General features: G+C 52.9%; 13 protein-coding genes. 7 read left to right on the forward strand and 6 right to left on the reverse strand.

What is annotated here, in order from left to right; genetic code table 11:
• Positions 1–371: 371 nt before the first annotated feature.
• From V6L81_RS23930 to V6L81_RS23940, 3 genes are all read right to left on the reverse strand, one after another.
• Positions 372–938 carry a hypothetical protein gene (locus V6L81_RS23930; protein ID WP_271351120.1) on the reverse strand — a complete coding sequence of 189 codons (567 nt, stop codon included), beginning with the start codon at positions 936–938 and terminating at the stop codon, positions 372–374.
• A gap of 47 nt (positions 939–985) precedes the next feature.
• Entirely contained in the window at positions 986–1,420 is a 435-nt protein-coding gene (locus tag V6L81_RS23935) for an antirestriction protein (protein ID WP_338660712.1), read from the reverse strand.
• An 85-nt stretch (positions 1,421–1,505) separates the two neighbouring features.
• Positions 1,506–1,847, reverse strand: coding sequence for a hypothetical protein (locus tag V6L81_RS23940; protein ID WP_271351341.1), 342 nt, complete (start codon positions 1,845–1,847; stop codon positions 1,506–1,508).
• Between the two features lie 266 nt (positions 1,848–2,113).
• On the opposite strand from V6L81_RS23940, the gene V6L81_RS23945 reads away from it, so the two are divergent.
• Positions 2,114–2,812 (forward strand): hypothetical protein, encoded by a 699-nt coding sequence (locus V6L81_RS23945; RefSeq protein ID WP_271351342.1) that lies wholly within the window; start codon positions 2,114–2,116, stop codon positions 2,810–2,812.
• A 37-nt stretch (positions 2,813–2,849) separates the two neighbouring features.
• Here V6L81_RS23945 and V6L81_RS23950 read toward each other — a convergent pair whose 3' ends face one another.
• The 3 genes from V6L81_RS23950 to trfA form a co-directional block, all read right to left on the reverse strand.
• Positions 2,850–3,560: a DNA-binding protein gene (locus V6L81_RS23950; RefSeq protein ID WP_271351343.1), complete on the reverse strand. Its 711-nt coding sequence runs from the start codon at positions 3,558–3,560 to the stop codon at positions 2,850–2,852.
• A 467-nt stretch (positions 3,561–4,027) separates the two neighbouring features.
• Positions 4,028–5,178 (reverse strand): IS3 family transposase gene (locus V6L81_RS23955; RefSeq protein WP_104502081.1). Its coding sequence is split into 2 segments (ribosomal slippage): positions 4,028–4,944 and positions 4,944–5,178, totalling 1,152 coding nucleotides; the frame shifts between segments, so codons are not numbered across the junction.
• Between the two features lie 1,896 nt (positions 5,179–7,074).
• The gene (gene trfA, locus V6L81_RS23960) at positions 7,075–8,259 is read right to left on the reverse strand and encodes a plasmid replication initiator TrfA (RefSeq protein ID WP_271351344.1); all 1,185 of its coding nucleotides are present in this window, start codon (positions 8,257–8,259) and stop codon (positions 7,075–7,077) included.
• 254 nt (positions 8,260–8,513) lie between these two features.
• On the opposite strand from trfA, the gene V6L81_RS23965 reads away from it, so the two are divergent.
• The 6 genes from V6L81_RS23965 to V6L81_RS23990 all read left to right on the forward strand — a co-directional run bounded on the left by V6L81_RS23965 (position 8,514) and on the right by V6L81_RS23990 (position 14,156).
• Positions 8,514–8,879, forward strand: coding sequence for a transcriptional regulator (locus V6L81_RS23965; RefSeq protein WP_271351345.1), 366 nt, complete (start codon positions 8,514–8,516; stop codon positions 8,877–8,879).
• Between the two features lie 274 nt (positions 8,880–9,153).
• Positions 9,154–10,116, forward strand: coding sequence for a P-type conjugative transfer ATPase TrbB (gene trbB, locus V6L81_RS23970; RefSeq protein WP_271351346.1), 963 nt, complete (start codon positions 9,154–9,156; stop codon positions 10,114–10,116).
• Positions 10,117–10,127: 11 nt separating this feature from the next.
• Complete coding sequence (locus tag V6L81_RS23975) at positions 10,128–10,562, forward strand: TrbC/VirB2 family protein (protein WP_271351347.1); 435 nt, start codon at positions 10,128–10,130, stop codon at positions 10,560–10,562.
• A gap of 5 nt (positions 10,563–10,567) precedes the next feature.
• On the forward strand, positions 10,568–10,879 hold the full coding sequence (locus tag V6L81_RS23980; RefSeq protein WP_271351348.1) for a conjugal transfer protein TrbD: 312 nt from the start codon (positions 10,568–10,570) through the stop codon (positions 10,877–10,879).
• Complete coding sequence (locus V6L81_RS23985; RefSeq protein ID WP_271351349.1) at positions 10,876–13,428, forward strand: VirB4 family type IV secretion/conjugal transfer ATPase; 2,553 nt, start codon at positions 10,876–10,878, stop codon at positions 13,426–13,428. The genes V6L81_RS23980 and V6L81_RS23985 overlap by 4 nt, the downstream gene beginning before the upstream one ends.
• Positions 13,425–14,156 carry a VirB8/TrbF family protein gene (locus V6L81_RS23990; RefSeq protein WP_271351350.1) on the forward strand — a complete coding sequence of 244 codons (732 nt, stop codon included), beginning with the start codon at positions 13,425–13,427 and terminating at the stop codon, positions 14,154–14,156. Before V6L81_RS23985 ends, V6L81_RS23990 begins: the two co-directional genes overlap by 4 nt.
• The last annotated feature ends 5 nt before the right edge of the window (positions 14,157–14,161 follow it).

Genomic DNA, 14,161 nt, shown 5'->3' on the forward strand with positions numbered 1-14,161 from the left:
CCTGGGCAAATTGCCTGGCCTTGAATTACATTATAGGGCTTAAAGTCCTATTTTTCCAGATTTATTTAGCTAAAGATCGGATTTTAGCCGCTAAAATTCTTATTTCTGGTGTCCAACCCATATGCGCTCTATGCCCGCCATATCGGCCAAAATAGCCCAAGCGGCATAGGGAATAGGTGCATCGCCTCCTGTCCAGCGGCGGATCTGTCTGCCACCATGAATGCCTAAAAGTTTTGCAGCGTCGGCCCCACTAAGACCTCTTGGTGGATCAATTCGCAAAAGTATTTCCCGAACTTCTTCCGGGGTAGGCTGCTCCCAACCAGCCGCAGGCCGGAAACACTCCGGCCTAATGTCAAACCTGACAGTGTCAGTCATTCGCTGTCTCTCTTTTCTGTTCTGGTGTCCATCCGGGCTTTTGCCCTAGCCTGGTTGAGTCTTGTCTTTGCCGATTCAGCCCATTTCCGAACCTGGAACGCCTGGTGTGCAGGCAACACGGCATCGACCAACACAAAACCTGGGGGAATGCTCTCGTCTAATTTAGACAGTTCCCTATCCAGTATCTCAAGAATGCTTAGGTCATAGGAAATATGAGCCTCATGCAATTCCATCGTGTGCCTACAGGCATTAAGTGGATTGCCGGAATAGCAAACCATCAGGTCATAATACCCCACTTCATCCAGCCCCCGGCGCTTGAGGTCGTCGTGCTTAGCGATGGATCGAGCAAGCGTTGCGCGGTATGTCTGTACTCGTGTTTCTAACTTCAACTTTCGCTTAATTGGCTCGCTCGTCAGACTGTCTAAATCAGCGCTAGTGTCGGGCACTGTACCCGCTGGTCGCGGCCCTACATCCTTTCCCCACGGGTACTGCGCCAGTAACTGAGCTATCGCCTCCTTGTCGGCTTCGTCCCGTACCTGGCTGGCCTTTTCGTTGAATGTCATTGGTCTGTCCCAGTAGAAAAAGCCCGGTGGTTAACCGGGCCTTTTGATCAGTCAATGGTGGTCAAAATGGCCTGCGCTTCCGCGTGCTCCAGCGCGAATTCTCGCAACTTGTGGTAAAGGTCGATGAACCGATCTGACTCGTTTTCAGGGATGCGTGCCGCCAAAAGACGGCCCAATACGAAAAGCATCAGCGTGACCCCAGCAGCCTCTGCACTCATGCGCTCGGAGCAATAATTATCTGCGACCACCACATGCTGCTCTTTGTCAGTGTCCAACGCTGCAAAAAAGCCGCCGTTACTGAAGGTGTAAAAATTCCAGTACCCGCCCTGGTAGTCCTGCACCAAACGATCGGCATGGACGTACAGCAGGTTTTCACCGGCCATGAAGTATTTGCCGAAGTAGGTAGGAAAGAAGTCGAGGCGGTCAGCATCTGCAACGATGGTGGCGGTAACGGGGGGGCTTTCTTGATCTTGAATAGTCATCGGATTATTCCGGTATTGACCTGGGCTACATGCCCGGCCTTCAGAAACAAGTATAGGGCTTAAAGCCCTATACCGTCAAACAGTATTAGTGGATTCTGTCGTTCCGCGAGTAATTTTCGCAGGGACTTACCACCCTCAAAATGGGCCGCTGCGAAGGCTTGGCATCCTTCGCCTGGAGCTGCGCCAGACGCTCTACAGACGCCGCCAGACGATCTTTAAGGGCCTGGACTGCGCTAGTCCACTGATCCAAATCGAAAGCGGTGGCACGTTTGCAGGAGAGCAGAGCACTCTCGTCCAACACGCGATTGGCGACTTCTTGCCAGCCCTGAACCTCACGCACTCCAACGCAAGCAAGGTAGTGACTGTTTGCCAGGCGGAAAAGGCGATCAGTTTCAGTGCGCAGAACAGCAACTTTGACAGTATTCATCGGATGAATTCCGGTAAATGACCTGGGCAAACTGCCCGGCCTCTGCATATCATTGTAGGGCTTTAAGCCCTGTATTGCAAACAATTTTCGTGACTGGTTACTGACACTTGGGGGGCTTTCTGGCAATTCCCTTTGGTGTTCAACCTGCCTTGCACTCTCGAATTAGAACGAAAATACTGTCCATTTTTTGAATGGCTAAGGGTCATATGGCTGTCGATTGGAAGAACATAGGCTTACCGAGATGGTATGACTGCAAGCTGGGACGCTTGAAAGACCAGGCCCTGGCACGGCTTGTTGGAACAACGAAAGGCCGAATCCGCGCCCGACGCCTGGCGTTAGGAATTGCGGCATGTTCGGTCAATCAAGTAATTGAGCCTTTCCGTCACTTGCTAGGGGTCGAATCAGATCGCGTTATTGCCGCTCGATGCGGCGCGTCCATTTCCAGCGTGACAACCTATCGCGAATCTCTAGGCATCCCGCCGAAGCCTCGGCCAGTCCCACTTACAAGAAAGCAACGCATCCCCTTAGATCACCCTGTGAGGCCTTACAAGGCGCTTCTCGGCCTTGTCAGTGACCAGGACATTGCGAATCTTGCAGGCGTGTCTCTCGCCACAGCCAAGGCATTACGGGAGACATTCGACTTCAAGCCTGCAGCGCCATTGCCAGAAACGCCGGAACGGGTCTCGATACCGAATTATCAAGGCCCGTGGCTTGGGTACGAGTCGTTGTTTGGAAGCATGTCTGCGGCAAAAATCAGTAGGGCAGTGGGGGTGCCTTTCTCAGTCGTTGAACAGCGACAGGCGTTCTTCGGTGTCACGCCATATCAGCGCGTATCGCGCGTAGATCGCTACGAGCATCTAGTAGGTGTCGTTCCTAACAATGTGCTGGCAAAGCTTGCAGGCGTCTCACCAGCTCGCATTGCGGACATTCGCAAACGCAAAGATTCAAAACGCGAACCGTCTTAACACTTGAGGGGCCAATTCACCTGGCCAGCCCATCTAATTACGCTGCCGGTGCCGGTGCCGCTTTTTGACCCGTGAAAAGCTCTCGGTACCCGCGCATGAAATACTTGTTCGGCTCCTTTTTCTTGACGTCTTCTGAATGTTCACGCGACAGGTTCGCGAGCAGCCCGCAGTTGATCAAAAATGCGTTTGCCCTGGGAATCCGCTTCTCAGCCACTCCGGTCTTTTCGCTGATGGTTTCGAACGATGCCATTGTGAACATCGTCTTGTTGTCTCGTGCAAAAGCAAAGTAGAGAAATAGCTTAAGCGCATCGAGCTCGCAGACGGACCGTTTCTGGAACATCTGAAAAGGCTCGATATGAGTGCTCTGCAAGACGTTATAAAGCGGCCTTGCCGGCAACTTGCACCAGTTGCCACTGAAGTCGTAACCCGCAAACACGTACCTGCATTTGCGACCTTCCTTTTCGCTTTTGATCCTGCCTGCAACAACCAGTCCTTCCAAGCCGGCAGCGACGAGCTGCCGGCTCAACCCTGTAATTCCCATCAGACGGGTGTAAGTCATCTCGGCTATCAGCTTGCAGCCGTCATCCCTCCATTTTTCTTCGGCCTGGGTCAGGAGAGCGATGTACAGCTGCAATGCCGCAATCGCGGTCGATCGAGAAACCTTGACTTGGTTTGACCAGCCAAAATCTCGCAGCCCTCCCTCCTTGATCCATATCGCTGGCATTCGCACCCAAGGCAGCAATCTCATTTCCCAGCTCCTTGCATTCCGATTACGACGATAGCAGCGAACACTGCTAGTGAAAGAACCAACGGTACTAAGCGATCTGCGTTAGTAGCGAGGCGTTCCAATGCTTCTACTACTTTGCGAAAACTGTTCATTAGCCAGATCTCAAATGACTTGTGATGCGGCCTTTGTAACGATCTGGCGAACCTCTCTCTAGAATAAGGTGATCGAAATTTAAAAAAAATATATTTAAAAACCTATATAAAACAGTTAGTTATTAGCTTTTTTAAAAGTCTTTAATATTCACTTATTGGTTCACGAACGGTAGATTTTCGACTGAAATCCTGAAAAGTCCAACTAACCGTGCGTCAGACGGGCAGCTCGCACCGCGTCAGAATAGGATTGCCTTCTGCTTTTTCTGGCGCTCCCGCGTCAACCTGGGTTTAGTTTCATTGCTCCAAAAACCCAAAGTCTGAATCGCCCCGGGTTTTCTAGACACTCTCAAGGCTCGCTGCGTAACGCTTTTCAAACTCTACCGGTGACAGCTGATTGTTGAAACTGTGGCGTCGTTTTGGGTTGTAAAACATCTCGATGTAATCGAACACATCATCTCGAGCATCCTGGCGTGTAGTGTAGATTTTACGCTTGATCCGTTCCCGCTTCAGCAACTGGAAAAAGCTCTCCGCCACAGCGTTGTCGTGGCAATTACCTCGACGACTCATGCTGGCTACCAGGTTGTTAGCTTTCAAGAAGCTTCGCCAGTCTGAGCTGCTGTACTGACTGCCTTGATCCGAGTGGATCATCACCTCTTGCTTCGGCTTACGTCTCCAAACCGCCATCAGCAGTGCATCAATGGCTACGTCGCTGGTCATCTGCGACTTCATTGACCAACCAATGATCTGGCGTGAAAACAGATCGAGCACCACGGCCAAATACAGCCAGCCTTCATATGTTCGGATGTAGGTAATGTCTGTGACCCAAACTTTGTTGGGTTCTCTGACATCGAATTGGCGCTTCAGTAAGTTCGGTGAGGCAACGGCTGGCTTACCACCGTATTTTCCAGGCCTCCGTCGATACCCAGTCTGAGAACGTAAACCTTCAAGGCGCATCAACCTAGCCACCCGGTGACGGCCACAGCTCTCACCAACCTCTCGCAGGTCATCATGGATCTTTCGATAGCCATAAACGCCACCGCTTTCCAGCCAGGAGTGTTTGATCAATCCAAGCAGTCGCTGATCGTCCTTGGCTCGCGCAGATTTTGGTTCTGACAGCCACGCGTAGTAGCCGCTGGGATGAACCTTGAGCGTCAGGCAAAGCCGTCGAATCGCGTAATGACCCGCTTGCTGCTTAATAAAGGCGTACTTCAGCCGCACTCCTTGGCAAAGTACGCGGCGGCCTTTTTTAAGATGTCTCGCTCCTCCGTCACCCGTTTCAGCTCGGCACGTAGACGACGAACCTCAGCGCTCTGATCATCCTCCTCAACGCGCTGTTCCTGGGGCTTGGTGTAGCGCTTAACCCAGGCATAGAGGCTGTGCACAGACACACCCAATCGTGCAGCCACCTCCGAGACAGGAAGCTGCTTTTCGGTCACTTGCTTGACCGCCTGGATTTTGAATTCTTCGGGATAACGCTGGTTGCTCATGGCACCTCCTAATGGGCCTCATTTTAAGGCTTGGAGGTGTCTACGAAACTAGGGGCGATTCACGACTCAAAGCGCTGCTTGCTGAGATGGATGCCAAAAAGCAGCCATCAACGCCCATCCCAACTGATGATTTGAAAATCAAAATCCAGACCGTACGGAGCGTAATCTGTGTCCCCACAGTTATGGGTGGATACACCTACCAATACCGCGAGGAGCTACGTGTGCGAAAGGACGAGTGATAGCCGACATCAGAGCCTTGGCTAAGCCAGCGTCTTGATATCGTTGCAGGTCGAGGATTGGGGGATTCTTCGAAAAGGGGAATCCCCTTTCAGGGGGCTGAGCGAGGGTTTGCCGGCAGGCACTGGGCTTAAGTGCACTTTCTGTTCCATTGCTCCCCAAACCCCAACATCTACGGCCTCAACCTGACAGGCCACGGTCTTAACGTACGATTTTTTCCGAATTCTGTAGGCTCCCCATCAATAACAGCCTGACACTTGGGGGGCCGATTTGATCTGCTCTGTCAGGACCAGGCAAACAACACAGACCAGTTCTGCACGGATCTGCATTGAGCCCTACTGACACTTGGGGGGCTTTTTTGTTTTGGACTCACACGCGGCCAGCACCAGGTCAACACGAATAAGCCAAGGCTAGCAGGATCTGCATCAACAATTACATAACAGTTGGGGGGCTTTTTGACCTGGACGCACACGCGGCCAGCACCAGGTCAACACCAACAAGCCCCGGCTGGAAGGATCTGCATGGGGTTCGGGGAGCAATGGAACAGTAAACGCACTTAAGCCCAGTACCTGCCCGCAAACCAGCGCTCTGTCTGGGGAGTACGATAAAACCACCGTTTTATGAAACCGCTTTAACGAACATCAGGAAGGACCGTAAACATCCGAAAAGCGGTTCGATAAACTCGTTTCGACAATCAGAGTTCTCCAATCAACAGTCACATACGAGTAAAGCGAACTCTAATTCGTGCTTACGTTGGTTTTCGGTTCCATTGCTCCCCAAACCCCTGCATCAACACTCGCATAACACTTGGGGGGCTTTTTGACCTGGGCACACGCACGGCCAGCACCAGGTCAACACCAACAAGCCCCGGCCGGTAGGATCTGCATTGATATTCTGCCAACACTTGAGGGGCTTTTTATTGTAATGGGCAGCGCGATGCACGATCCGACCACAGACCGAGAACCCACCTCCCTTCTGGGGTACCCATCATGGGTCTTTAACGCGCAGGAAGCCTTCTAGTCTTGCGGTTCCTTAGAAGCGGCGATGCAAAGGGGGTTTTTTCCCTTTGCGTAGCGAAGCGATCAAGGCGGAGCGTAGCGACGTTGACTGCCTCCTGGGTGAAGGACGCTTGCGGCCGAGGGGCGCAGCCCCTGGGGGGATGGGAGAGCCGCTTGCGGCTCGGGAGGGATCGAGAAGGGGGGTCTCCCCCCTTCGGCGCGGTTGGTTAAAACAGGGGTTATATAAGAGGGTTTAAAGAAAGGGTTAGGCATACCGCGAAAAGCCTCGCAAACCGTTGATTTTAAAGGGTTAACTACCAGAATGGCAGCCCCTCAAGTGTCGGTAGCCTGGCCCCTCAAGTGTCGGTACTTCTGCCCCTGATGTGTTAGGTCGGTCGCCCCTGATGTGTTAGTAGGCAGCCCCTCAAGTGTTAGTACAAAATGACGGTTATCCACGCGGTTATCCACAGAAACGGTGGATAACGCCCTGCTGGGCGCCGCGATTTCGCTCATAAAGGCTTGACCTGATGCCCAGCTCACGGTTTTAGCGATTCTGAGGCCGAAAAAAGGGGGGCTTAGCCCCCCAAGTGTTAAGTTCTGCCTTTCACTGGCCCCTCAAGTGTTAGGAGTTGCCCGAATTGTCCCGCATTTGTCCCCTCCACTAGCGAACGCAGTGGATGAAATCCTTCTCAACCCATGTTTTCTCAACCAGACCGATTTCCTCCAGCTCTTTGCATGCCTCCCTCGACTGCTCGGCCCATTTCTTCTTGCGGGTAGACTCTGATCCGCAGATGAGGCGGAACGTCTCCAGCTTGAGTGGGTAGGGGGTTGCGTGCGTCACGAAATAATCGAACATCCGGCGAGCGGTAGGGGAAAGGGTTCGGTATTTCGACCACATAACTTTCGAGTAATGATCATTGGCAAACAACACGACCAGATACGGGTCAAGCTGGGCCTTGCACACAGCTCTCTTTTGACCGTTTTTCTCTATGTCAAAGTCGCCTAGCAGTGAAAGGTTTTTAAGGGTGCTATGCCGTGGGGATTTGATCGAAAAGCACGTCGCTTTGAGCCGCTTTAGGCAACTTAGCGCACGGTTGTAATAGAACTTGTTAATGTGCCAACCAAGATCGATGCAGAGCTGATAAAGCGTGAATTCCACATCCCGGCCCAGCGGCGAATGCTTCGCGTACTCTAGGATCTGCTGCCAAACCAATTCATCATCGTCTGCGCGCAGCTCAATCCCTGTGTACGTGATTTCAATCTCTTGGTTGTAGTGGTAAATCAACTTGTCTTCGCATGCTGATCTCTTTTGCCCCTTGTTCCTGGTAGTGAAGACAGCCGATCGGCCCCAGTCATTCGGGATAGCGCGTAGGTCGTCGTCCCACGGGGCTACTTGAAATAGCGACATTTCCATTTGTTGCATTTCAGTGATGGCCGCTACCATCTTTTCGTTGTTCTTCCGCTCTTGTACTGCATCCGCAATATCGTCAATCGGCGTCCGGGGTGATTTCTTGGATGTGCCTTTTGTGGGAATGCCGGCAAGCTCTGGTTGCTTGCGTGTACTAAGGGCGGCGTCCAGGTGGTCGGCTACGGTGCGTTTCTTGGGGCGAGCGACTACCGCGGCCGGCGCATCGCTTGCGCCTGGCGACGGTGTAGGGGCATCGAAATCAATCATGCTGGACTCAGCTACTGCTGTAGCTATAGCAGGAACCGATTGGACTCCAGGCAGGGAAGTCGCTGCAACATAAACAGATTTTGCAGCCTGCAACGCTGCATCTTCGGGCGACAGCCCGGTTTTCACCAGCTCCGCAATGTGCTTTCGAGCGGCGTTTGTTAGGTCGGCCATTGTCACTCCTTTACATATAAACAGCCGGCTAAATCCGGCCATGTCCACCCCGTGCCGTGCAAATCTTACTCGCCTGTGCCTGCAGGATCACGCGCAATAGAAAAATAGCGTTTACCGAAACTACGCACAAAATGTAAGATGGCCGTTATACGGGAAGACGATTTGCTAACCAATGGATACTTTAGCTAAAGAATCTTCGGCGGTCAAGAATTTTAGCGGCTAAAATTAGCCCTGCATCGAGGCATCGACTGACTGTGCATAATGCAATTTTTTTTACTAACGTCCTGCGATTGCTGGGCGAGCGAGGCATGACCAAGCATGAGCTTGCCAAGCTCACAGGTGTCTCTATTTCTGTTCTATCTGAGATTACAAACGGGAAGGGCAACCCCACCCTAAAAACCTTGTCGGCCATTGCCGACGCCCTGCAAACGCCCTTGCCCATGCTTCTAGAGTCCACCGACTTAGATAGCAAGGTTCTGGACGATGCCGCAGGAACTCATATGCCATCAAGCCTGCCGCCCGGCTACTGTCGTTATTGCGCGACACTGACCAATCACCAGGCGTTCCAGGTGCGTAAGTGGCACGAGTACAATCTTGCAAAGATCCGGGATAAGTCGTAACGCGCCATAACAGCAAAATTTTAGCGGCTAAAACCAAGGCTCCTAGCAAGGGGTCTTTTTTTTCAGCCTGAAATTGGTGTTTGCCACAACCGGTCGCCTGCTTGGTGCAAGCGGTCGGTGTTTCATGAGCAGCGCGGGATGCGCAGCGATAAAGTCACGGAAGGCAAAGTGAAGTTTTGTATCATTGATAAAAACGATGCTGAGTTATTGCCCTTAACTAAGTTTCGGTATATCGTTTGCCACATTCGCACCTTTGACGAATTTGGAGCAAACGATGAGTGAACATAACGGCGACTTGGAAACGATCAAAAAGCGCGTTACTGAGCGCCTACGCCGCGACTTGGGGCCTTTGGTTGAGGGCGCGCTTAACGACCCAAAAACTACCGACATCCTGCTGAATGCAGATGGGCAGCTCTGGCTGAAACGCTTGGGTGAGCCAAGTCGTGTTATTGGGGAGTTGGAGGCATGGCGCGCAACTTCTGCTATGAAAACGCTCGCCGGTTTGCTCGGTAAAACCATCGGGGCAAAAGAGCCAATCCTTGACGGCGAATTGCCTTTCGGCAACGAGCGTTTTGCCGGCCAGCTTCCGCCAGTAGTTTCGTCTCCGTGCTTTGCGATCCGTAAACCCGCCATCAAGGTCTTTCCGCTCGACAGCTATGTCGAACAGGAAATCATGACCCAAGCGCAATGCGACGCCATCAAGAAGGCTGTACGCGAACACAAGAACATTCTTGTGATCGGCGGAACCGGCTCGGGCAAGACAACGCTCATCAACGCCGTCATTCAAGAAATGGTCGATAACGATCCGAATGAACGTGTGTTCATCATTGAAGACACGGGCGAAATCCAGTGTTCCGCCGTCAACTGTGTTCAGTACCACACCACGCTTGAAGTCAGCATGACTGACTTGCTCAAAACGACCCTTCGGATGCTGCCTGACCGAATCATCGTCGGTGAAGTCCGTGGTGCAGAGGCGCTCGACCTCTTGGACTCCTGGAACACCGGCCATGACGGCGGCGCGGGCACGCTCCACGCAAACACTGCCGAATCTGCCTTGCAACGCCTCAAGTCCCTTATCACCCGTAACAAGCTCGCTCCAACAGATATTGAACCGCTGATTGCTGAGGCGGTTCACGTAATCGTGCAAATCAACCGGAAATCAGAAGTCCGCCGAGTAGAAGCGATTCTCGAAATCGTCGGATATGAAAACGGCAACTACATCACCAACACCCTCTAGGAGTAACACCCATGCAAAACAACACTTCCCGCGTTAACAGCAAGGCACTTTTCGCCGCAGGTGCAGCGCTGATGATGCTTCTTAGCGCTCATCCCGCATTCGCGTCCAGCACCGCTGGGGGCGGCCTTCCTTTCGATGACTGGTTTACAACCATCCGCTCGTCCATCACTGGACCATTCGCCTTTACCGCGTCGATTGTCGGCTTGGTTGGTGCCGGTGCCACGCTGATTTTCGGCGGCGATATGAACGGCTTCCTGCGCACCTTGATTTTCATCGTCCTGGTCTTGTGCTTCATCGTCGCGGCACAAAACACCTTGTCGGCCATCACCGGCCAAGGCGCTGAAATCACCGCTGCGCAGGATGTGGCCGCGAAGTCTGCCGACTGGATCACCAGCAAGGTCGAGGCCATTCGCTCGGCTACTGCTCGCTTGGTAGTGGGAGCGTAATTCCTATGGCACTACGCAAGATCCCTATTCGTCGGGCCGGCAATCGCCATAACCTTTTCATGGGTGGGGATCGTGAAATGGTTATGTTCAGCGGTCTGCTCGCCGCCATCCTTATCTTTGCTGCGCAAGATTGGTTGGCCTTCCTCCTGGGCGTGGGCATGTGGTTCGCCTCGCTCTGGATGCTGCGCAAGATGGGCAAATCTGACCCTCTTATGCGCTTTGTCTATCTGCGCAACCGCCGATACAAACCCTTTTACCCGCCGCGTGCCACTCCCTTCCGCGAAAACGGCACCTCTCAAGGGAAGCAATACAAATGATTGAATCACTGCTCATCGCAATTGCGGTCGTGGGCGTCCTGTTGGTGCTGTTTTTGCTCTCGCAGGTACGTAAGGTCAATGAAGACCTTCGACTTAAAAAACATCAATCCACCGAAGCCGGCCTTGCCGATCTTCTCAATTACGCGGCTGTCGTCGATGACGGCGTGATTGTTGGCAAGAACGGCTCTTTCATGGCGGCGTGGCTGTACAAAGGATCTGACAACGCCAGTGCAACCGATGTAGAGCGGGAAATGAACTCGTTCCGCATCAACCAGGCGCTGGCCAACATGGGCAGCGGCTGGATGGTTCACGTCGATGCAGTCCGTAGGCCGGCTCCGAACTACAGTCACCCCAGCCAATCGAATTTCCCTGATCCGGTATCGGCAGCAATTGACGAAGAACGTCGCCGTACCTTTGAGGGGCTGGGCAATCTGTACGAAGGCTTCTTTATCATCACGGTAACGTGGTTCCCGCCAATGCTTGCAGAGCGCAAGTTTGTCGAGCTGATGTTCCATGACGATTCAGACAAGCCAAACAAAAAAGCACGCACGCATCACTTGATCGACTTCTTCAAAAAAGAGGTCAAAAACATCGAATCTCGCATGTCCTCCGCTGTATCCATGGAGCGCCTGCGCGGTCAAAAAATCATGAATGAGGACGGGTCAACCGTAACTCATGATGAGTTCCTGCAATGGCTCCAGTTCTGCGTTACGGGTATCAATCATGCCGTGATGCTGCCGACCAATCCGATCTACATCGACAACCTGATTGGGGGCAAGGAGCTGTATACCGGCGTAACGCCAAAGTTAGGCCGCAAGTTCATCCAGGTAGTCGCCATTGAGGGTTTCCCTCTGGAGTCCTCGCCTGGAATCCTGACGCGCCTTGCTGAGCTGCCTGTTGAATACCGCTGGTCAAACCGTTTCATCTTCATGGATCACCATGAGGCAGTTTCGCACCTGGAGAAGTTTCGCAAGAAATGGAAGCAGAAGATCCGGGGCTTCTTTGACCAGGTATTCAACACCAACGGCGGCACCGTCGATGAGGATGCCGTTTCTATGGTGGCCGATGCTGCATCGGCTATTGCTGAAACCAATAGCGGCATGGTTGCGCAAGGCTTCTATACCAGTGTCGTAGTGCTGATGGACGAAAGTCGGTCAGTGGTGGAAACGGCAGCGCTCCAGCTTGAAAAAGCTATCAACGGGATGGCGTTCACCGCTCGCGTCGAAACCATCAACACCATGGATGCCTTCATGGGTTCACTGCCAGGTCACGGCGTAGAGAACGTGCGCCGGCCTCTCATCAATACGATGAACCTGGCCGACTTGATCCCGACAAGCACCATCTGGACTGGCGAGAACTTCGCACCTAATCCACTGATGCCGCCTAACTCGCCGCCGCTGATGCACGGGCTTACAAGTGGTAACTCGCCTTTCCGAGTCAACATCGATGTGCGCGACTTGGGTCACGCCATCATGTTTGGCCCGACTCGGGCAGGTAAGTCTACGCACCTGGCAATTCTCGCCATGCAATGGCGCCGTTACTCCAACGCCAGGCTATTTACCTTCGACAAGGGTATGTCGATGTATCCGAGCTGCAAGGCAGCCGGGGGTTCTCACTACGTTGTGGCAGGTGCTGGCGAAAAGCTCGCTTTCGCTCCCTTGTCCAACCTGGTGACTCGCTCGCGCCGTGCCTGGGCAATGGGCTGGGTTGACGACCTGCTGGCATTGAACGACATCAAAACCACGCCAGAACAGCGCAACAAAATCGCCGAAACCATTCTTGAAATGGGCAAGGTCGAGGAAGAAACAGGGCGTCCGGGAACGCTGTCTGAATTCACCGCAATGGTTCAGGACAATGACATTCGGGCGGCACTCAAGGACTACACCGTTGATGGTCTGATGGGTCACTTGCTCGACGCAGAAGTGGATCAACTCTCTATTTCCGACTTCATCACTTTTGAAATTGAACACCTGATGGACTTGGGGGATCGCTATGCGCTGCCTGTCTTGCTTTACCTGTTTATGCGAATTCAAGAAGCGCTGGATGGCCGGCCAACCCTGATTATTCTCGATGAGGCTTGGCTAATGCTGGGTCACGATGTGTTCCGCGAGAAAATCCGCGAGTGGCTTAAAACCCTGGCAAAGAAAAACTGCCGCGTACTGATGGCAACTCAGAACCTTTCTGACGCCTCTCAATCAGGGATTCTGGACGTCATTGTTGAGTCCACTGCCACCAAAATCTACCTGCCGAATATGTATGCGCGTGATGAAGCAGCGACCGCGCTTTACCTCCGCATGGGCCTCAACTTGCGCCAGATTGAAATCATCGCTACTGCGCAGCAAAAGCGCGATTACTACCTGGTATCTGAGAAAGGCCGCCGCCTATACAGCCTTGCACTAGGCCCGCTGGCTCTCTCCTTCGTCGGTGCGACCGGCCCAGACGACATAGCAATCATCAAGAAGTTAGAGGAACAGCACGGCGATGCGTGGGTGCATGTGTGGCTCCGCGACCGTGGCTTGAGCCTTGATAACTACAGGAGTGCAGCATGAGCATTTTCAATCGCCGCAAAGACGCGGAAACAGAAGTAGCCGGCGCAACTTTAGCCGCTAAAGAGAAAGTCAATAATCCGTATCTCAATGCTCGCCGTTCGTGGAATGGTCATGTGATGGGAGTTATGTCTTCTCTCCAGGTATGGCAGACCGTGGGGATCGTTTCCTTGCTAATTGTCATGGGGGCAGTAGGCGGCATTGCTCACATTGGCGCGCAATCAAAGATCATTCCTATGGTGTTCCAACAAGATGCCTCGGCCAACACGGTTTCCGTGACTTTGCTGGATCGGGTGCCTGATGCAGTTCTGACCGACTATCAAGCAGCGGTGACAAACTTCATCAGCAACACACGGTTGGTAACTCCAGATGTAAGCCTCCAGCGAAAAGCCGTGCTGGCCTCTTATGCGTACCTTGCCCCGCAAGATCCGGCAACGATGAAGGCCAATGAATTCCTCAATGGCTCCCCTGAGCGGAACCCGTTCAAGCGCGCGGAAAACGAAACCGTGTCGGTTGAGATTCGATCTGCTCTGCCACAAACCAAAGACACCTGGCAGGTGGATTGGACTGAGACAGTTCGCAGCCGTGACGGCTCGCTCAAAGGCAAGCCGTACAACATGCGAGCGCTCATCAACGTCTATCAAAACAAAGATTTGTCAGTAGACAAAAACACTTTTGTGAACGGGCACTTCATCTTCATTCGCGACTTTAACTGGTCGAAACAACTTTAATCCTG

It is taken from the genome of Pseudomonas bubulae, from assembly GCF_037023725.1.
GTDB classification, from domain to species: Bacteria; Pseudomonadota; Gammaproteobacteria; order Pseudomonadales; family Pseudomonadaceae; genus Aquipseudomonas; species Aquipseudomonas bubulae.

Coding starts and splice junctions, on each gene's coding strand:
- V6L81_RS23930 (WP_271351120.1), bottom strand. CDS start 938: ATGACATTCAACGAAAAGGCCAGCCAGGTACGGGACGAAGCCGACAAG.
- V6L81_RS23935 (WP_338660712.1), bottom strand. CDS start 1,420: ATGACTATTCAAGATCAAGAAAGCCCCCCCGTTACCGCCACCATCGTT.
- V6L81_RS23940 (WP_271351341.1), bottom strand. CDS start 1,847: ATGAATACTGTCAAAGTTGCTGTTCTGCGCACTGAAACTGATCGCCTT.
- V6L81_RS23950 (WP_271351343.1), bottom strand. CDS start 3,560: ATGAGATTGCTGCCTTGGGTGCGAATGCCAGCGATATGGATCAAGGAG.
- trfA (WP_271351344.1), bottom strand. CDS start 8,259: ATGGCCGACCTAACAAACGCCGCTCGAAAGCACATTGCGGAGCTGGTG.
- trbB (WP_271351346.1), top strand. CDS start 9,154: ATGAGTGAACATAACGGCGACTTGGAAACGATCAAAAAGCGCGTTACT.
- V6L81_RS23975 (WP_271351347.1), top strand. CDS start 10,128: ATGCAAAACAACACTTCCCGCGTTAACAGCAAGGCACTTTTCGCCGCA.
- V6L81_RS23980 (WP_271351348.1), top strand. CDS start 10,568: ATGGCACTACGCAAGATCCCTATTCGTCGGGCCGGCAATCGCCATAAC.
- V6L81_RS23985 (WP_271351349.1), top strand. CDS start 10,876: ATGATTGAATCACTGCTCATCGCAATTGCGGTCGTGGGCGTCCTGTTG.
- V6L81_RS23990 (WP_271351350.1), top strand. CDS start 13,425: ATGAGCATTTTCAATCGCCGCAAAGACGCGGAAACAGAAGTAGCCGGC.